Annotated in this window: 22 protein-coding genes; all 22 read left to right on the plus strand. The window is 48.9% G+C overall.

Annotation, left to right across the window (positions count from 1 at the left end; translation table 11 throughout):
- The first annotated feature begins 1 nt into the window (after position 1).
- The 22 genes from fliG (at position 2) to NSQ73_RS12100 (ending at position 19,290) form a co-directional block, all read left to right on the plus strand.
- Positions 2-1,018, plus strand: coding sequence for a flagellar motor switch protein FliG (fliG, locus tag NSQ73_RS11995; RefSeq protein WP_340986591.1), 1,017 nt, complete (start codon positions 2-4; stop codon positions 1,016-1,018).
- Positions 1,011-1,859, plus strand: a complete 849-nt coding sequence (locus tag NSQ73_RS12000; protein ID WP_340986592.1) for a FliH/SctL family protein — start codon at positions 1,011-1,013, stop codon at positions 1,857-1,859. The genes fliG and NSQ73_RS12000 overlap by 8 nt, the downstream gene beginning before the upstream one ends.
- Complete coding sequence (fliI, locus tag NSQ73_RS12005) at positions 1,852-3,165, plus strand: flagellar protein export ATPase FliI (protein ID WP_042242743.1); 1,314 nt, start codon at positions 1,852-1,854, stop codon at positions 3,163-3,165. Before NSQ73_RS12000 ends, fliI begins: the two co-directional genes overlap by 8 nt.
- 6 nt (positions 3,166-3,171) lie before the next feature.
- On the plus strand, positions 3,172-3,615 hold the full coding sequence (gene fliJ / locus NSQ73_RS12010; protein ID WP_039295167.1) for a flagellar export protein FliJ: 444 nt from the start codon (positions 3,172-3,174) through the stop codon (positions 3,613-3,615).
- Positions 3,616-3,633: 18 nt separating this feature from the next.
- Positions 3,634-4,593: a magnesium transporter MgtE N-terminal domain-containing protein gene (locus NSQ73_RS12015; RefSeq protein ID WP_340986593.1), complete on the plus strand. Its 960-nt coding sequence runs from the start codon at positions 3,634-3,636 to the stop codon at positions 4,591-4,593.
- A gap of 22 nt (positions 4,594-4,615) precedes the next feature.
- On the plus strand, positions 4,616-6,076 hold the full coding sequence (locus tag NSQ73_RS12020; protein ID WP_340986594.1) for a flagellar hook-length control protein FliK: 1,461 nt from the start codon (positions 4,616-4,618) through the stop codon (positions 6,074-6,076).
- Between the two features lie 26 nt (positions 6,077-6,102).
- A complete protein-coding gene (gene flgD / locus NSQ73_RS12025) occupies positions 6,103-6,588 on the plus strand; it encodes a flagellar hook assembly protein FlgD (RefSeq protein ID WP_340986595.1) in 486 nt (161 codons plus the stop codon).
- The gene (locus NSQ73_RS12030) at positions 6,585-6,968 is read left to right on the plus strand and encodes a TIGR02530 family flagellar biosynthesis protein (RefSeq protein WP_042214883.1); all 384 of its coding nucleotides are present in this window, start codon (positions 6,585-6,587) and stop codon (positions 6,966-6,968) included. The genes flgD and NSQ73_RS12030 overlap by 4 nt, the downstream gene beginning before the upstream one ends.
- Before the next feature lie 123 nt (positions 6,969-7,091).
- Entirely contained in the window at positions 7,092-7,910 is an 819-nt protein-coding gene (flgG, locus tag NSQ73_RS12035) for a flagellar basal body rod protein FlgG (protein WP_076246937.1), read from the plus strand.
- Positions 7,911-8,032: 122 nt separating this feature from the next.
- Complete coding sequence (locus NSQ73_RS12040; RefSeq protein WP_039295177.1) at positions 8,033-8,257, plus strand: flagellar FlbD family protein; 225 nt, start codon at positions 8,033-8,035, stop codon at positions 8,255-8,257.
- The gene (locus tag NSQ73_RS12045; protein WP_340986596.1) at positions 8,254-8,721 is read left to right on the plus strand and encodes a flagellar basal body-associated FliL family protein; all 468 of its coding nucleotides are present in this window, start codon (positions 8,254-8,256) and stop codon (positions 8,719-8,721) included. The genes NSQ73_RS12040 and NSQ73_RS12045 overlap by 4 nt, the downstream gene beginning before the upstream one ends.
- A gap of 40 nt (positions 8,722-8,761) precedes the next feature.
- Positions 8,762-9,760, plus strand: a complete 999-nt coding sequence (gene fliM, locus NSQ73_RS12050; RefSeq protein WP_042138150.1) for a flagellar motor switch protein FliM — start codon at positions 8,762-8,764, stop codon at positions 9,758-9,760.
- The gene (fliY, locus tag NSQ73_RS12055; protein ID WP_340986597.1) at positions 9,750-11,051 is read left to right on the plus strand and encodes a flagellar motor switch phosphatase FliY; all 1,302 of its coding nucleotides are present in this window, start codon (positions 9,750-9,752) and stop codon (positions 11,049-11,051) included. Before fliM ends, fliY begins: the two co-directional genes overlap by 11 nt.
- Positions 11,052-11,077: 26 nt before the next feature.
- On the plus strand, positions 11,078-11,443 hold the full coding sequence (locus NSQ73_RS12060; RefSeq protein WP_019910416.1) for a response regulator: 366 nt from the start codon (positions 11,078-11,080) through the stop codon (positions 11,441-11,443).
- Between the two features lie 9 nt (positions 11,444-11,452).
- A complete protein-coding gene (locus NSQ73_RS12065) occupies positions 11,453-11,983 on the plus strand; it encodes a flagellar biosynthetic protein FliO (RefSeq protein ID WP_171716086.1) in 531 nt (176 codons plus the stop codon).
- Positions 11,980-12,744: a flagellar type III secretion system pore protein FliP gene (fliP, locus tag NSQ73_RS12070; RefSeq protein WP_340986598.1), complete on the plus strand. Its 765-nt coding sequence runs from the start codon at positions 11,980-11,982 to the stop codon at positions 12,742-12,744. The genes NSQ73_RS12065 and fliP overlap by 4 nt, the downstream gene beginning before the upstream one ends.
- Positions 12,745-12,766: 22 nt before the next feature.
- Positions 12,767-13,036 carry a flagellar biosynthesis protein FliQ gene (gene fliQ / locus NSQ73_RS12075; protein ID WP_171716084.1) on the plus strand — a complete coding sequence of 90 codons (270 nt, stop codon included), beginning with the start codon at positions 12,767-12,769 and terminating at the stop codon, positions 13,034-13,036.
- A 4-nt stretch (positions 13,037-13,040) separates the two neighbouring features.
- Complete coding sequence (gene fliR / locus NSQ73_RS12080; RefSeq protein WP_340986601.1) at positions 13,041-13,832, plus strand: flagellar biosynthetic protein FliR; 792 nt, start codon at positions 13,041-13,043, stop codon at positions 13,830-13,832.
- Positions 13,833-13,854: 22 nt separating this feature from the next.
- The gene (gene flhB, locus NSQ73_RS12085) at positions 13,855-14,949 is read left to right on the plus strand and encodes a flagellar biosynthesis protein FlhB (RefSeq protein ID WP_340986602.1); all 1,095 of its coding nucleotides are present in this window, start codon (positions 13,855-13,857) and stop codon (positions 14,947-14,949) included.
- 20 nt (positions 14,950-14,969) lie between these two features.
- Positions 14,970-17,003 (plus strand): flagellar biosynthesis protein FlhA, encoded by a 2,034-nt coding sequence (flhA, locus tag NSQ73_RS12090; RefSeq protein ID WP_171716081.1) that lies wholly within the window; start codon positions 14,970-14,972, stop codon positions 17,001-17,003.
- Positions 17,000-18,412 carry a flagellar biosynthesis protein FlhF gene (gene flhF / locus NSQ73_RS12095; RefSeq protein WP_340986603.1) on the plus strand — a complete coding sequence of 471 codons (1,413 nt, stop codon included), beginning with the start codon at positions 17,000-17,002 and terminating at the stop codon, positions 18,410-18,412. Before flhA ends, flhF begins: the two co-directional genes overlap by 4 nt.
- Positions 18,409-19,290, plus strand: coding sequence for a MinD/ParA family protein (locus tag NSQ73_RS12100; protein WP_042138144.1), 882 nt, complete (start codon positions 18,409-18,411; stop codon positions 19,288-19,290). Before flhF ends, NSQ73_RS12100 begins: the two co-directional genes overlap by 4 nt.
- Position 19,291 lies beyond the last annotated feature (1 nt).

The raw sequence follows: 19,291 nt of genomic DNA on the forward strand, positions 1-19,291 counted from the left end.
AATGGCAAAAGCTAGCCAGCAGGGACTTAGCGGCCGTCAAAAGGCCGCGATCCTGCTTATCACACTAGGGCCTGAAGTATCGGCACAAATATTTAAACATTTAAGAGATGAGGAAATCGAGCAGCTGACTCTGGAAATTGCGAATGTCCGCAAGGTGGACAGCGGAGAGAAAGAGTCGATCATGTCAGAGTTTCATCAAATCTGTCTGGCTCAGGAATATATCTCTCAAGGCGGTATTAACTATGCCAAGGAGATACTCGAGAAAGCGCTCGGTTCAACCAAGGCACTTGAAGTTATCAATCGCCTGACGGCGACACTTCAGGTAAGACCGTTCGATTTTGCCCGCAAAGCGGACCCGAACCAGATTCTTAACTTTATCCAGAACGAAAATGTCCAGACTATTGCACTAGTACTCTCTTATTTGCAGTTTGAACAAGCCGCCTCTATTCTGTCTTCTCTTCCTCAGGAGAAGCAGGCCGAAGTTGCCCGGAGAATAGCGATTATGGATAGTACCTCTCCTGAGGTTGTCACCCAGATTGAACGGGTTCTGGAACAGAAGCTGTCGGCTACAGTTACCCAGGATTATACAAATGCAGGCGGTATTGAATCGATTGTACAGATTCTGAACGGTGTTGACCGTGGTACGGAACGTACCATTCTCGACTCGCTGGAAATACAGGATCCGGAGTTGGCGGAAGAAATCAAGAAGCGGATGTTCGTCTTCGAGGATATCGTCAATGTGGATAACCGTTCAATCCAGCGCATCATTAAGGATATCGACAATGCGGATTTGCAGCTTGCGCTCAAGGTGGCCAGCGAGGAAGTGCGGGATGTTATTTTCCGCAATATGTCCAAGCGTATGGCCGAAACCTTCCGCGAAGAAATGGAATACATGGGTCCTGTGAGGCTGCGTGATGTGGAAGAAGCACAGACCCGCATCGTAGGCACGATCCGCAGACTCGAAGAGTCTGGTGAAATTATCATCGCCCGTGGCGGAGGAGATGACATTATTGTCTAAGCTGATCAAACATTCTCAATATGTTCCGGTAGATGTGCTGAAGCGGCTGGAGCAGGCCAGACATCATGCAGGGCTTACCGAAGCTCCTGTTGCCGAGGAGGCTCCAGGCGAAGTCCACTATCAGGATCCCGCCAGGGAAGCGGCAGAGCAGGCACGCAAGCAAATGCTGAAAGATGCCCAGGAGTTTGCTGAAGGGCAGGTCCGCAGTGCATCTCAGGAAGCCGAGAATATTATGGAATCAGCACGGAATGAAGCTGAAGAATGGTGGCGGCAGCGCAGGGAGCAGGATGAGCATCTTGTGGAAGCCGTCAAGTCTGAAGGATTTCAGCAAGGCTACCAGGAAGGTCTCGCCCATGCGGAGCAGGAGATGTCCCAGCGGCTTGCCGAGATGATGGAGGAAGCAAGAACTGTACTTCAGGAAGCTTACCGGGCAAGAGATGTAATTATTCAGGAAGCTGAACCTTTTCTGGTAGAGCTGAGCTGCGATATCGCCGAGAAAATAGTGGACAAGCAGCTGACCGTGGAACCGCAATTTGCAATGGAACTGATCCGCAAGAACCTGGCCCGCAAGCGCGAGCAGGGATTGATTTCCTTATGTGTCTCTCCGGCGCAGTTTGCGTTTGTCAACGCGGCGCGAGAAGAGCTTTCACTCGCCGTGGACTCACAGGCTGAGCTGCAGATTCTTCCGGATTCAACGGTTAAGGATCAGGGCTGTGTCATCCGCTCCTCCTTTGGCAGCATCGACGCACGTGTGGATACCCAGCTGGCTGAGATCAAAAAAGAACTGCTGCGAATCGCTTTGGACGTAGGTGAACACAGAAATGGGGAAGACGATGCTTGACAGCGGAAGGTACAAAGAACAGCTGCGTAATTTTGACCCGGTCCGGATTAACGGTAAGGTTACCCAGGTCATCGGACTGATGGTGGAGTCGGAAGGTCCGGATGCCAGCATCGGTGATGTGTGCTTTATCTATCCCGCCAAAGGAACTAAGCCGCTTCAGGCAGAGGTCGTAGGATTTCGTGACAACAAGGTGCTGCTGATGCCGCTTGGAGAACTGCAGGCCATCGGGCCTGGCTGTGATGTTGTCGGCACAGGCAAGCCGCTGAGTGTACAGGTAGGCTCGGAGCTGCTGGGCAAGGTGCTTGACGGTTTGGGCCAGCCGCTTGACGGCTCACTCATTCCTGCCCGTATGCCGCACAGTTCGACCTTCAACATTCCTTCCAATCCGCTTAACCGTCCGCGAGTAGCTGAACCTATCAGCATCGGGGTCAGAGCGATTGACGGACTTCTCACCATCGGTAAAGGACAGCGGGTCGGCATTTTTGCAGGCTCTGGTGTCGGCAAAAGTACACTGATGGGAATGATCGCCCGTAACACTTCGGCAGATGTGAATGTTATTGCCCTTATCGGTGAGCGGGGCAGAGAAGTGCTTGATTTCATTGAGCGCGACCTGGGGCCGGAAGGGCTGCAGCGTTCGGTGGTTATCGTGGCTACTTCGGATCAGCCGGCGCTGATACGGATCAAAGGTGCCTTGATTGCCACTACAATCGCCGAATATTTCCGAGACCGCGGACTGAATGTCATGCTGATGATGGACTCGGTTACCCGTTATGCCATGGCTCAGCGCGAGGTTGGGCTGGCGGTAGGTGAACCTCCTGCAATGAGAGGGTACACCCCGTCGGTGTTTGCCAGTCTTCCTAAACTGCTGGAACGGGCCGGAACAGGCCCTACAGGGTCAATCACCGCATTTTATACAGTGCTGGTTGACGGTGACGATATGAACGAGCCGATCGCCGATGCTGTGCGCGGTATCCTGGATGGACATATTGTCCTTAACCGGAATATCGCGAATAAAGGACATTTCCCGGCAATCGATGTTCTCTCCAGCATCAGCCGTGTGATGAAGGATATAGCACCGGAAGAGCAAATTGCTGCAGCAGAGAATGTAAAGCGGCTTATGGCAGTCTATAAGGATTCCGAGGATCTGATCAATATCGGAGCTTACCAAAGAGGCTCGAACGCCCAAATCGATGAATCGATGCATTACATCGACAGCATCTGGGATTTCACCAAGCAAAAAGTAAATGAGAAGGTAACCCTTAGCGAAGTGCAGCAGTCTTTAATTTCACAGTTCTCGAGGAGTTGATTGATCATGAGATTCCATTATACTTTTCAAAAAGTGGTGGACTTGAAGGGTAACGAAAAAACACAGGCAGAGTGGATGCTCTCAAGCGCGCTCGGAGAACTGCAGGCACAGGAAAAAAGCCTTGATGAATTAATTATACAGCGCAATGCGGTAATGTCGTCTTTACAGAGTGCAGCTGAGCAAAAGACACCTATGGCTAAGCTTCGCGAAATGCAGGATTATGTGGATTATCTGGATAAGTGCATTGCCCGCAAGCATTCCGATATCAGCCGTGCGCATATAGAGGTTCAGAGCAAGCAGGACCATCTCAGTACCAAGGTTCTTGATGAGAAGGTATGGCTCAAGGCCAAAGACAAAGCACAAACAGCATTTCTGCAGAATATGAGTTTACGGGAACAAAACGAACTGGATGAGATGGCTACCGTCCGCTTCGCGATGAAATCCCTCTAACCCGGGAGGTTTCCGCTAGTGGCAAATAATCAAATGGAACTTGAAGATGAAGGGTCGGCAGGTAAATTCGAGCGTTTTTTATTCTTGATGATTCCGATCATCTTCACGCTTGTACTGCTTGGAGTGCTGTTGACCCTATTTAATATGGACATCCGGAATAATGTCCTTGAGATTGCGAACAAGATTCCTGTGGTGGAGAAATGGGTGCCAGAACCTGCCCCGGATCCGGATTCAGATACCGCCGGAGAAACCGCAGATGATCCGCAAGCTGAAAGTAAAGAGCAGGCTGCGAGTTCGGAGAGCACAATTAAAGAGCTGAAGTCTCAGCTTAACGCGCAGGCAGCGCAGCTGAAACAGGCAGAAGAAGACAAGGCGTCCGAGGCTAACAAAGCTGAGGCGCTTCAGAAGCAGATTGACGGGATGAAGGAAGAAGCGGCGGCGGCAGTTGCAGCGACGGAGGAAGAGGAAGATCCATATCTCAAGCAGGTTACGGATCTGGCCAAGCTGTATGCGGGAATGAAGGCCTCCAAAGCTGCACCGATTATGGAGAACTTGACCACAGATGAAATGGTCCAAATCTTCAGTGTGATGAGCAATGCCAGCAAAACGGCCATCCTGGAAAAAATGGACCCGAAAAAAGCTGCGGATGTATCTATAAAGCTAAAAGAAACAACGAATTCAACCGATATGGCTATTGCAGCCCTTCAATCGAGACTGAAACAGGATGAAGCCGGTACAACCAAGGCTGCAGCCTCAGCCAATCTTGATCAGGAGAAGCTCAGCCAGACTTTTACCTCAATGCCTGCTGCTGACGCGGCTACACTGCTGGGTTCAATGTACAGCATTAGCCCGGATAAGGTCATCACCATACTGAATACAGTCAGTGATACTGTCCGCTCCTCTATCCTGGGGGAGATGACCAAGAATGACAGCGCACAGACAGCCAAAATTGTAAACCGGCTGATGGGCGGTAAATAACACTTGAAGGGAGGTGAAAAAGATGAGTTTAATCGTACAAACATTAAGTGCAGGTAACCTGGCTGCTGCCGGTGGAACGTCAACGGGTACCAGTGGAACTGCCAGTACGGCTACACCTTTTGCCCAGACGCTTGTACAAAGCATGGGAGGCACTACTGCTAAAGGGACGGAAGCACCTGTATTAGGCAATCTGGCTTCCTTGCTGCAGGGTCTTCTGAACGCGGTACAGACCAAGGGTGAAGAGTCCTCCAGTACGGACGCCAAGAAATCAGAACTTCTGGAAGGCCTAACTCAGGACATGGAGAATCTGGATGCAAGTCTGGAGGCTGATCCCGCACTGCTTGCTGCTCTTCAAGGGTGGATTCTTCAAGTGTCGGCGCTCTTATCCGGTAATACTCCGGCTGAACAGACAGATGCATCAGACACTGGAGCAGTAGCATCAACAGGTCTGTCGCCTCTTGCCCAGAACCCGGAAACCCTGCGCTTTGCAGTCCAGGATGAGCTGAACAGCCTGGTCCAACTGGTTCAGGATGCAGCTGTAAGCGGAAGTGAAGAAACAGCAGCCAAAGGTGCTGCACTTTTGAATCAATTCTCGGCTATTCTGGCTGAAAGCGTGCCTGCCGATAACAAACCCAAGCTTAAGACAGTAAGTACAACAGAGGTTTCGTCAGCATCGCTTAAGCAGGCATCCGGAACAGAAACCAAACAGAATGTTGATGATAGCAGAAGAGTAGTTTCAAACATCCGTACATTTTTGGATGCCGCAGTTAAGACGGAATCTGCTCCAGTACCAGCAGCAGTAAACGGTACAACCGTAACTGCAGAAGAGAGCCCTCAGGTTCCTGCCACTGGTATAGCTCCAGTGAAGGAGACGGCAACTGCCGAGGAAGCTTTGCCTGCCGTCAAAACATCAGCTGGCGAACCTGAAATCGTTACAGCAGGCCAGTTGTCAATCAGTAACGGAATTTCCGCACCACTGAAAGCACCATCCTCTCCAGTGCCGGTTCAGCAATTCGCTCAGGAAATGAACACTTTTATCAGCGGTAAGTTGGAGATCGTCAAAAAGGGCGGAGTAGCTGAGGCTACAATCACCTTATTCCCGGAGAATCTTGGACAAGTCGATGTGAAAATATCGATGCAAAATGGTAATCTGGTTGCCCAATTCCTGACCCAGCATAGCGGGACGAAGGATATTCTTGAGCAGCAGATGAACCAGCTTCGTTTAGCTTTACAGTCCCAAGGCCTTCAGGTAGAAAGGCTTGAGGTAACCCAGAACAACCCATCGGCTCAGTCACAATGGACCGGACAGCAGGGTCAACAGACGGGAGCTGGCGGACAACAGCAGGGCAGACGCTCTAGAGAGCGCCAGGAAGAATCAGCAGATGCGGTGCTAGCCGCAGAGCTTAATGGAGAATGGAAAGATTGGGTCTCGGCAACGCAGCAAGATACTAATCAGAACGGAAGTTTTTCGGCCAAAGTATAATAACTGGACAAGCGAGGTGAAATGAAATGGCAACAACGAATCCCGTTTCTGGCAGTAACACATGGAATTACGTATCGGATAATTCAACTACTAAGACAACAGGCAGCTCGACACTGGGCAAGGATCAATTTCTTAAAATATTGATTACCCAGCTGCAGAATCAGGACCCGATGCAGCCGATGGAGGATAAGGAATTTATCGCCCAGATGGCCCAATTCTCATCTGTCGAACAGCTAATGAACATTTCCACCCAGCTTACGGCACTGAATCAGTCACTAGGTTCTGTATCCGGTCTGATCGGCAAAGATGTCACTTGGACAGATGCCCAAACCAAATTACCGAAATCCGGCAATGTAGAATCCATTGTTGTGAGCAGCGGTGTGCAGTACGCGGTAGTAGGCAGTGAGCGGATCGCCTTAACAGATATCACACAAATTCAGAATCCTTCTGCAGAACCGGCAGCGGGCAGTGATACTTCAACGGGCGGCGGGGAGAGCGGGGCGACCACATGAGCGACAGACTGACAATAGGCCAGCTGTATCCGGCGAGTGTACACCCTTCAACGCTTCAGCGTCAGCAGTCAGCCAAGAGTTCAGTGAGCTCTGAAGCTTCATTTGAGAGCGTGCTGCAGAAGAATATGCTGAAGTTCAGCAATCATGCGGCAAAGCGGCTTGAACAGCGGGGGATTGAGCTTGGCAGCCGCCAATTGGATCAAATCTCGTCTGCGGTAGACAAGGCAGCGGCCAAGGGCAGCAAAGAATCGCTGATCCTGATGAAAGATATGGCGTTAATCGTAAGTGTTGCGAACCGTACCGTAGTTACAGCTATGGATGGGAACTCTATGAAAGATAATGTATTCACACAGATTGACAGTGCAGTAATTATTTCATGAACCGGCTGGTCCTAACTGGAGAGCCGAAATGTCCGCCGACCGACTGACGCGGGCATCACTCCAATTTCCATCATTCTAATTTTAAGAGTCTGAAAGACTCTAAATCCGGGAGGACGACAAATAATGTTAAGATCTATGTATTCAGGAGTTTCAGGTATGCGCGGGTTCCAGACTAAGCTGGACGTTATCGGTAACAATATTGCCAACGTCAACACCATCGGCTTCAAATCAGGCCGTGTAATGTTCAAGGACATCATGAGCCAGACGGTGTCCGGCGTTACAGCTCCGGTCGAGGGGGGCCAAGGCGGGGTCAATGCCAAGCAGATCGGACTGGGTGTAAGCATTGGTTCGGTGGATACAATGCATTTGGCAGGCAGTGCAATGACAACCAATAATCCGACGGATCTGCGGATTGATGGGGATGGATTCTTCCTGGTAAAACTCACGGATGATCAGGAGACGCCTTTCCTTACACGCGCAGGAGATTTTCATGTGGATTCTAACCGTAATCTCATTACTTCCGATGGTCTTCATGTCGTGAGTGTTGATGGGGAATCCATTCAATTGCCTGAAGAGGCTACCGCATTCTCTATTTCAAGTGACGGTACCATTGTTCAGACGATGGCTGACGGGACGACTGAACAAGGGGTTCAAATCGCCGTTGCCAAAGTTAGCAACCCGCAAGGTCTTGAGAAAATCGGCGGCAATCTGTACCGGATGACGTTGAATGCCAACGCAGAGGGAGCGCTGGAACCGACTACTGCCAACAATGCTGAAGTAGGAACAGGCTCAATTGTTGCCGGCCAGCTGGAAATGTCCAACGTCGATCTGACGAACGAGTTCACGGAGATGATCGTGTCACAACGTGGTTTCCAGGCGAACTCACGTATTATTACAACTTCAGATGAAGTACTCCAGGAAGTTGTTAACCTCAAGCGTTAAGTTTTTGAGAATATGAGGGTTAGTCATAAACTTGCTGTATAATAGTAACTTTCCGCCTGAGACGGTATTGTTATTATAGTCGTGGGGGGGGCTCCTCCCCCTATTTTGTTAGGAGGCCTGTTATGATTTCGGTAACAAGATTGAATGGGGCGGCGATGTGGTTAAATGCCCTGCTGGTTGAAATGGTTGAAGAATCCCCGGATACGTATATCACGCTCGTAACCGGCAAAAGGCTGATTGTGCTTGAAAAGGCCGATGAAGTCATTGAGAAGATCAAGGAATACAACAGGGACATAGGCACACATGCTGCCACCATTAAAGTCCAATCAATGGAGGAGCTTTCATGAAGAAGATGATGCCATGGCTCATTACGATTTTACTGGCGATTACGCTCATTGTAGTAGCCGCATTTTTACTAATGGACAGGTTTTTCCCCAGTGATGCGAATGATGTGAACCAGGCTGTCCAGAACGTGGAAGCTAAGATACTAAGCGCGGATGAAATCGTCGCCTTGACGGCGGAAATCACTGATACCAAAACTAATCTTGCCGATCCCGATTATATCCTTTCAGTTGACATCGCGTTTCAGCTAGATTCTGCGAAGTCCAAGGAAGAATTCGAAAAGATAAAAGCTATTAAAATTACACCGCTTATTATCAAAGCGATTGCCGATGCCCGGCCTGAGGATTTAAACGGGGCCAGCGGCAAAGATCAATTCAGCAGCAAACTGGTGAACATAATCAATAAGAATTTGACTGAAGGCACGATTACCCAGATCGAATTCACCAAATTCATCTTGGCACCAATGTAACTGCTGGCGGGATAATTCTTTGATAGGGGGGTGATTGAAATTGGTTGATGTACTATCACAAAATGAAATTGATGCTCTGCTCGCTGCACTCTCATCCGGTGAAATGGATGCCGATGAACTAAAAAAAGAAGAAACCCAGAAAAAAATCCGCTCTTACGATTTCAAACGGGCCGTACGCTTCTCCAAAGATCATATCCGCAGTCTTACCCGGATCCATGATAACTTTGCCCGCTACCTTACAACGTACTTTTCGGCCCAATTGCGCACTTTTGTACAAATCAGTGTCGTTCAAGTAGAGCAGCTCCCTTATGATGAGTTTATCCGCTCTATTCCCAAAATGACGATACTGAATATTTTTGAAGCCGAACCTTTAGAGGGCCGAATGGTTATGGAGGTGCATCCGAATATTGCCTTTGCCATGCTGGACAGACTGCTTGGCGGATTTGGTACAGCACCTTCGAAGATTAACGCCCTGACTGAAATCGAAACGACAATTATGGAGAGGATTTTCAGCAGATGTTTCGAAAGTCTGCAGGAAGCCTGGAAGACAGTTCTGGACATCCATCCACGGATGGAAGCACTGGAAACGAATCCGCAGTTTATGCAAATTGTATCGCCAAATGAAACGATTGCCCTTATCTCCCTCAGCACCAAAATTGGAGATACCACCGGGATGATCAACCTCTGTATCCCTCACGTTGTTCTTGAGCCGATTATGTCGAGGCTGTCTGTTCACCAGTGGTTTGTATCCGAGAAGAAGGTGCGGGATGAGATAGAGCTTGAAGCCATCCGGGCAAGAGTTCACCGGGCTCAGCTTCCGATAGTAGCAGAGCTGGGTGAATCGAGGTTATCTATTGCTGAATTTCTCGGGCTCAGTGTCGGCGACGTGATTTCTCTTAACAAGACTGTGGATTCCGGACTGTCAATCAAGGTAGGGGACAAGCTGAAATTCATCGGAAGTCCTGGGATAATCAAAGAACGTGTGGCTGTGCAAATAGACGAGATTGTCAGCGAAGGGGTTGAAGAGTTTGACGAGTAAAGATTATTTGTCCCAAGAAGAGATAGATGCTCTTCTTAGACAGTCTGCGGAAGGTAACCTGGCTCCCTCGCCGAAGACAGTGGATGATTATTTAACACCTTTTGAACAGGATGCTCTGGGAGAGATTGGGAATATTACATTCGGCAGTGCAGCGACTGCGCTGTCCACTCTGCTCGGCAAAAAGGTTGATATCACGACTCCAAAGGTATCGATTATTACCCGCAGTGAGTTCGAGGAAGCATTCCCTAAACCTCATGTCGCAGTTCATGTACAGTATGTGGACGGTTTCCAGGGGATCAATTCACTGGTCATCAAGATCAGGGATGCACAGGTCATTGCCGATTTAATGCTTGGCGGTGAAGGAGAACCCAAAGACGAGGAATTGAATGAAATTCATATCAGCGCCGTGCAGGAAGCTATGAATCAGATGATGGGCTCATCCGCTACTTCCATGTCGACTATATTTAACAGATTCGTCAATATTTCTCCTCCGGGCATCGATATTCTAAATATGTCCAGTGGAGAAGGGGTTGGAAGCCTGCCGGATGATGAAACATTAATCCAGATTTCGTTCCGGCTGAAGATCGGCGATTTGATCGATTCCACGATTATGCAGCTGCTGCCTGTGCCGTTCGCCAAAGACATGGTGACCATGCTATTGGGCGATGTCAGCCAGGCTGACCAGGAAGCGGCCGTTACGTCGACCGTAACACCTCCCAAACCCGCCGCCGCACCAGAACCTGCTCCGGCAGCACCTCCGGTACAGCAGCAGATGCCGGCACCTGATCCTGGAGGGATCCCTCCTCAATATACGCCGCAGGGGATTCCGCCATATCCGGGAATGCCTGAAGGTGGCTATTATTATCCTCCGGCCGGTATGCCAGCCTATGGTATGCCGCCTTACGGAATGCCGCCTCAAGGAATGCCATATCCGCAGGCGCCGCCGCAGAATTCTGCACCTAATCGCAATGTGAATGTGCAGCCGGTACAATTTGCTAACCTCAGTGCAGGGGCTTTTGGCAATATTGACGAAAATAATTTAAATTTATTGATGGACATACCACTGAGAGTGACCGTAGAATTAGGAAGGACCCAGAAGCAGATCAAAGATATTCTGGAAATGTCGCAAGGTTCGATTATCGAACTGGACAAACTGGCGGGCGAGCCTGTTGACATTCTGGTTAACAACAAGCTCATTGCCAAAGGGGAAGTCGTAGTTATAGACGAAAACTTCGGTGTTCGCGTTACGGATATCGTCAGCCAGTGGGACCGTATACAAAAATTACAATAAGCATATTTAGGGAGGATTTTGTAAAAATGGCTAACCGAATTCTAATCGTGGACGATGCAGCATTTATGAGAATGATGATCCGGGACATTTTGTCGAAGAACGGATTTGAGGTAGTGGGTGAAGCCCAGGACGGTTCACAGGCTATAGAGAAATTTAAGGAACTGCGTCCGGATCTGATCACGATGGATATCACCATGCCTGAAATGGACGGAATCGCCGCCCTAAAAGAAATCAAAAAAGTAGATGCCAATGCCAAAGTCATCATGTGTTCAGCCATGGGTCAGCAGGCTATGGTCATTGATGCAATTCAAGCCGGAGCGAAGGACTTTATCGTTAAGCCTTTCCAGGCTGACCGTGTAATTGAAGCTATCAATAAAACGTTGGGTGTGTAGGAATCAGGTATGTTAGCCAATTCCGGAACGCTCGGAGACGGTAGTAATGCCCTGCTGAATTTGCTCAAAGTTGTTTTTGTTCTTGCAGTAATTGTCATTCTTATCGTGCTGCTGATCCGTTTTCTGGGACGCCGCAATCAGACAATGATGAGCGGCCGTTCCATCCGTACACTTGGTGCGATGGGGCTCGGTCCGAATAAGTCGATTCAGATCATCGAACTCGGCGGCAGCCTCTATCTGATCGGAGTAGGTGAGAATATATCCATGATGGATAAAATCACCGATCCTGCAGAAGTTGCTTTAATCATTTCCGCATTCGAAGATCAAACGTCAGGAACTGACAACTTTATTACACCGCTTATCGCCAAAATCAAATCCAAGCTGCGCGGTGAAGTCCCGTCCCAGGAAATTGAACTTAATGAGACTTCGTCTTTCTATGAGACGCTGCAGTCCAAGCTTGCGCTTGCGCCTGAGCGTAAAGAGAAGCTCGAAGAGCTGCTGCGGGATGATGACCTTAAGAATGAGTCGAGGGATTTATGAAAAAAAAGCTGATTCTTTCGTTACTGCTTCTAGGTATATTCAGTATTGTTCTTCTGCATCCGGTTCACGCGGATCCTATTCCCAACATCAGTATTCAGGTTGGTGATAACGATGCCTCAAGCGGAGGTACCAGTTCTATCTCTATATTGCTTCTTGTAACGGTTCTGAGTATAGCCCCGTCATTTCTGGTGCTGATGACCAGCTTTACCCGGATTGTAATCGTTCTGGGGTTTGTAAGAACATCGCTAGGTACCCAGTCAATGCCTCCAAACCAGGTGCTTGTGGGACTGGCTTTGTTCCTGACCCTGTTCATTATGTCACCGACATTGGCAACAGTGAATGAAACGGCCTTACAGCCGTATATGAAAGGCACGCTGACCCAGAGCGAGGCACTCAATAAAGCGCAGGAACCGCTGAAGGAATTTATGTTCAAGCAGACCAATACAAAGGACCTGCTGTTGTTTATGAACTATACCGGTAACAATGCAACGGTCAAACCGGCCAGCTACAATGATATTCCTTTGACAGTTATGGTACCTGCTTTCGCTATCGGTGAGATGAAAAAGGCTTTCACAATGGGATTTATGATTTTCATCCCGTTTCTTATCATTGATATTGTCGTAGCCAGTACCTTAATGGCCATGGGGATGATGATGTTACCACCGGTTATGATCTCGCTGCCTTTCAAAATTTTACTCTTTGTATTGGTGGACGGATGGTACTTAGTAATCAAATCATTGCTGCTTAGTTTTAACACCTGACGCTACATAGGAGGCATAAGGGATGAATACGGAGTTTATTATCGGTCTAGCCGGCCAAGCCGTATATTTGGTGCTGGAAACCAGCGCCCCAATGCTGATTCTTGGTCTGGTGGTAGGACTGATAGTCAGTATATTTCAAGCCACGACCCAAATTCAGGAGCAGACCTTGGCCTTTATCCCCAAAATTGTTGCTGTAATGCTCGCTTTGCTGATTTTCGGACCATGGATTATAACGAAGCTGGTGGATTTCACCAGTCAAATTTTGGGCAGTCTCTATATGTATATCGGTTAAGATTATGAATATAGAGACCCTGCTGCAAAGTTTTCCTGTCTTTCTGCTGATTTTTTGTCGAATTACTGCCTTTTTTGTTGTCGTTCCTGTCTTTTCTTCGCAGGGTGTGCCGACAACATTCAAAATTGGTTTGTCTTTTTTTGTATCTATGGTCATCTTTAGCTCAGGCGGGATGAACGTCACCGTTCCGCAGGATCTCAATTTTATTCTGCTGATCGTCAGAGAAGCTTTAATCGGACTGCTGCTTGGCTTTGTCGCGTATCTGATGTTTATGACGATTCAGACAGCGGGTTCTTTTATTGACATTCAGATCGGGTTTGGTATCGCCAATGTAATCGACCCGATGACTGGCGCATCAGCCCCTATCATCGGTAATTTTAAGTATATGATTGCGCTACTGTTGTTTCTGACGATGAACGGACATCACTATTTGCTGAATGCTATTGTTTACAGTTACAAATGGGTACCGATCGACAATGACCTGTTTCTCAAAATGATTGACGGAAGCTTGTCGGAATTTCTGGTCCGTACTTTCGCACAATCTTTCATGCTGGCCTTTCAAATGTCTGCGCCGCTGGTTACCGCACTTTTCCTGACGGATGTGGGTCTGGCGTTCCTGGCGAGAACCGCTCCACAATATAATGTGTTCGTCATCGGGGTTCCGCTCAAAATCATTGTAGGTCTGGCGCTGCTTCTTATACTGATGCCGGGGCTGGCAGTGCTGTTCCAGAACCTCTTCGATATTATGTTCGAGTCCATGCAGAATTTGCTTCACCTCATGGGGAAGAGTCCTTAGGTAACGGCAAGGAGAGAGTGTAATGGGTAAGCCAATTCGTTATAAACTGAATCTTCAGCTTTTCGGGGGGGACAAGACAGAGAAGGCAACTCCGAAGAAACGGCAGGAAGCCCGCAAAAAAGGGCAGGTTGCCAAAAGTGCGGAAATTTCAGGGGCGGTGGTACTCTTCTCGGCGTTATTGTCACTGCGAATGTTCGGAAGCTTTATGAAGGAACGTTTCATGAAGCTGTTCACTGATGTATTGCAGAATCGGATGTTGATGGACGTAACGCCGCAGAATGTAGCTGGTCTATTCAACCAGTATGGGCTGCAGATTCTGATTCTGATTGCTCCGTTGATGCTTGTTACTTTCGTTCTGGCGATTGTTGTGAATTATGCACAAGTAGGTTTTATGGCTACTGCAGAAGGAATAACGCCCAAATTCAGCAAGATTAACCCGATTAAAGGATTTAAAAATATTTTCTCCATGCGTTCACTTATGGAATTCTTCAAATCTGTCTTCAAGCTGGTAGTGATTTCCTATCTGGTTTACAGTACGCTTTGGGGAGAAAAACAAAGTTTTGCTGCACTCTCACATGTCAGTTTGGAAGGTGTCTATCGGTTCACTGCCGATCTGACAATGAGCCTCGGCATCAAAATTGCAGCGGCTCTATTTATAATGGCCATTGCAGATTATATTTATCAGAAATATGAGCATGAGAAAAGCCTGAAAATGTCCAAGCAGGACATCAAGGACGAGTACAAAAAGATGGAGGGTGACCCCATCATAAAAGGTAAAATCAGGGAACGCCAGCGCAGAATGGCGATGCAGCGGATGATGCAGGAGGTCCCCATGGCGGATGTAATCATTACTAACCCGACCCACTTTGCGGTTGCCCTGAAGTACGATGGTTCTAAAATGGAGGCTCCGCAGATTATAGCCAAGGGCCAGGATTATGTGGCGCTCCGCATCAGGGAGCTGGCCAAGGAGCATGGTGTTGTAACTATGGAGAATAAGCCGCTGGCACGGGCGCTATTCCAGAGAGCGGAAATCGGTGATGTGGTTCCAGCCGATTTGTTCCAGGCAGTTGCCGAAGTGCTGGCTTATGTATACAAGCTTAAAGGCAAGAGGAGATAAGACGGGGGAGGTTAAGGACATTGAAAGCTAGAGATCTAACAGTTCTACTGGGCGTTATCGGCATTGTGCTTATGATGATTCTGCCCATCCCTGTCTGGCTTCTGGATGTACTTTTAATTGTCAATATTTCAATAGCCCTGACCATTATATTGGTCGCAATGAATACGACAGATCCGCTGCAGTTCTCGATTTTTCCTTCATTACTATTGATCACTACACTGTTCCGGTTAGCCTTGAATATCTCCACCACCAAACTGATTCTTGGTGATGGTCATGCCGGTGAGGTGGTAGCTACATTTGGGAGCTGGATTGCGGGGGGACAAATCGCTATCGGTTTCATCGTCTTTCTGATTCTGGTAGTTGTGCAGTTCATTGTAATCACCAAAGGTTCTGAACGCGTTGCTGAGGTGGGAGCACGCTTTACACTGGATGCGATGCCCGGTAAACAGATGAGTATCGATGCGGATCTGAATGCAGGGATGATCAATGAGCAGCAGGCACGCGAACGCCGGCGTAATGTTGAACGCGAGGCGGATTTCTTCGGATCCATGGATGGTGCGAGTAAATTCGTTAAAGGTGATGCCATTGCCAGTATTATCATCCTGCTGATCAATCTGATCGGCGGCTTTATTATCGGGATGACAATACACGGAATGTCCTTCCAGGATGCACTTTCGACCTATTCCATACTGACGATCGGGGATGGCCTGGTCAGCCAGATTCCGGCATTGCTCATTTCCACAGCTGCCGGCCTCATCGTAAGCCGGGCGGCTTCGGAAGGTAATCTGGCTGAGGATTTGACTGGACAACTACTGTCTTATCCAAAGCTTCTGTACATTGTAGCTGTGACGATTGCTTTTCTGGGTTTCTTCACCCCAATCACCGTGATGTCTACATTGCCTCTGGCCGGACTGATGGCTTATGCAGCTTACAGCATGGGCAAGAAGGCCAGCAGGAAGCAGATTGCTGATGAACAACTGGTAGAGGAGAAGCAGATTGAAGAAGTGCGCAGTCCAGAAAGTGTCATTAATCTGCTGACGGTTGACCCGATTGAGTTCGAATTCGGCTATGGCCTGATCCCTTTGGCCGATACGGGACAGGGCGGCGACCTGCTCGACCGTATCATCATGATTCGACGGCAATGTGCGCTTGAGATGGGTCTAGTCGTGCCGGTTATTCGTATTCGCGACAATATTCAACTAAAACCGAATGAATATGTCATCAAAATTAAAGGAAATAACGTTGGCGGCGGTGAATTATTACTTAATCACTATCTTGCCATGAGTCCCGGTTATGATGACGAGTCGATTAGCGGGATTGAGACTATCGAACCATCGTTTGGATTACCTGCATTATGGATTGATGAATCTGTTAAAGAACGGGCGGAGTTATCCGGTTATACCGTAGTGGATCCGCCTTCTGTTGTAGCCACGCATTTGACAGAGCTAATCAAACGTCACGGTCATGAGCTGCTGGGACGTCAGGAGACCAAGCAGCTGGTCGATAATCTTAGAGAGAACTATCCTGTTTTGGTTGACGAACTTATTCCTTCCATACTGGCGGTTGGTGATATTCAGAAAGTCCTTGGCAAGCTGCTCCGTGAGAAGATTTCCATCCGGGATCTGGTAACGATCTTCGAGACTCTGGCGGATTATGGCACATACACCAAGGATCCTGATGTTCTGACAGAGTATGTCCGGCAGTCCCTGTCCAGGCAGATTACACAGCAATTCTCACAATCTGGTGAAACTTTGCGTGTAATTACGGTAGGTCCCACACTTGAAAAGAAGATTACCGAAAGTGTTCAACAGACAGAGCAAGGCAGCTATTTGGCACTTGATCCTGTTTCCACTCAAACCGTTTATCAGCGGCTTACGGAGCAGATCAACCGTCTCCTGCAATCCGGACAGCAGCCGATCGTCTTGACATCTCCTACCATTAGAATGTACTTGCGGCAGGTGATTGAACGGACGATGCAGGATATCCCGGTATTGTCTTACAGCGAGCTTGAGCCAAATATTGAAATTCAAAGCGTTGGGGTGGTGAATTTATGAGAGTGAAGCGTTATGTGGTCGATACGATGCCTGACGCCATGCATTCCATCCGCAGCGAACTTGGAAGCGACGCCGTCATTTTAAGCACCAAAGAAGTTAAAGTCGGCGGATTTATGGGCATGTTCACCAAAAAGAAAATCGAAGTCGTGGCAGCCGTTGAGAATGCGCAGAAGCCGGCCGTGCCGGAGAAAGCACCTGCTCAACCGATGAATATACCACGAAGCGCTGTTCCGCAAGCTTACCAAAAGGCGGCTTCAGCATCCGCTCCACAGGCTGGTCCGGTGAAAGAAACAACCACAGCCCGATCATTTGCAGAGATTGCCGCTGCACTCTCCGGTCCTGGTGATCAGGGCGGTGGAGGGGTTGCTGTGCTCCCGGCATTGTCGAAGACAGAGGAGCCGGACATTACGGCAGTTGAACCTGCCAAAGAGCCGCAGCCGGTTCCAAATCCGGAGGAGAGCCGCAGAGCTCTCTCGGTAATCTATGATTCACTTGCCGCTGAAGAACCTGCCCCTGGCGGTGTTCCTGCACAAGAGAGCGATGTCCTTCGTGAAATCAGGGATATGAAGCAATGGATGGAACGTATCGCGCGTTATTCCTCCGGGGCAGCTGAATTGCCGGATGCGCTGGAATTGCTCAAAGGCCGTCTGATTGATCAGGAAACAGATGCTGTACTTGTGGATGAATGGATTGGAAATGTTCTGGAGCGCTACCGGGGAGAAGGCAGCGGCTGGAGTGCGGATCGCTTTGGCGAGGTGCTGGAAGAGCAGATCGGTGAATTTCTGGCCGGACGCATCGGCAAAGGAATTGCTCCCGATACAAAGATCGTATACATTGCCGGACCTACAGGTGTAGGCAAGACAACGACCATTGCCAAACTGGCGGCGGAGCAGCTGTTTAAGCAGGGCCGCAAAGTGGGCTTGATTACCTCGGACACCTACCGGATTTCAGCAGTCGAGCAGCTTAGAACATACGCTTCCATTTTGAATATGCCGCTGGAGGTTGTCCAGTCGCCCGGGGATCTGCAAAGAGCCATGTTCCGCCTTGAGGGCTGTGATCTGGTTCTTATGGATACTGCAGGCCGGAACTACCGCAACGAAATGCTGGTGGCCGAACTGCAGAGTCTGCTTGCCAAGGAGCTCAAAAGCGAAACCTTCCTGGTGCTCAGCCTGACCTCCAAAAGCCGCGACATGAAAAAGATCGCTGAGCACTTTGGCAGATACCCGCTGGATAAGGTTATTTTCACGAAGCTGGATGAAACAGGCAGCTATGGCCCGCTCTTCAATGTTCTGAATGATTTTCCGCTAAAGCTCTCTTATATTACGAATGGCCAGAATGTTCCTGATGATCTTCTGATGGCTACCAGAGAGCAGATTACCGGAATGCTGCTGGGAACAGGGGGCGAGTGATGGATCAGGCGCAAGCTTTAAGACGGTTAGTATCCAGCCAGGACTCCAGGCAGCTCACCGGCAGCGGAGTCTCTGCCCGGATCATTACCGTATGCAGCGGAAAGGGGGGAGTCGGAAAGTCGAATTTCACCCTTAACTTTGCACTTGCACTGAAATCCCTGGGGCGGAGAGTTCTGTTGTTCGATGCCGATATCGGCATGGCTAACATTGACGTGCTTATGGGCGTGTCAGCGAAATACAATCTGTACCATCTGCTTAAGCGGGAAGCCGATATCGGACAGATCATTCAGTTGGGTCCGGATTCTTTACCTTTTATCGCAGGCGGTTCCGGAATGGATGAGCTGTTCTCACTCTCAGAAGCTGATCTGGACTACTTTACCGCTCAGATTGCGCAAATTGCCGACACGATGGACTTTATCCTCTTTGACACAGGAGCTGGATTGTCGAAGGAAACGATGAAGTTTATCACTTCTGCAGATGACTGCCTGGTTGTCACGACACCTGAACCTACCGCCATTACGGATGCATACGCGCTGATGAAAGTTGTTCATAATTCGCATCCTGAGGTTTCATTCCGGCTGATTGTCAATCAGGCGGGAGATGAACGGGAAGCAAGAGTGACCAGTGATAAAATCCGCATGGCCGCCAGCCGGTTTCTGCAGCTTGAACTCCCATTTTTGGGCTATATAAGCAGTGATCCCCATGTAGTTCAGGCAGTGAAGAAACAAATTCCATTCTCAGTGGCTTTTCCGAACAGTATAGCAGCTAAAGATGTGCACCGGCTTGCGCTGAGCTATCTGGCTGTTGATTCAGTAGAAACCGCTAAAGTACAGGGCATCAAGGGATTTATCAGCAAGTGGTTGAAACGAAACAAATAAT

It is taken from the genome of Paenibacillus sp. FSL R10-2736 (genome assembly GCF_038000245.1).
GTDB lineage: Bacteria > Bacillota > Bacilli > Paenibacillales > Paenibacillaceae > Paenibacillus_AQ > Paenibacillus_AQ phytohabitans.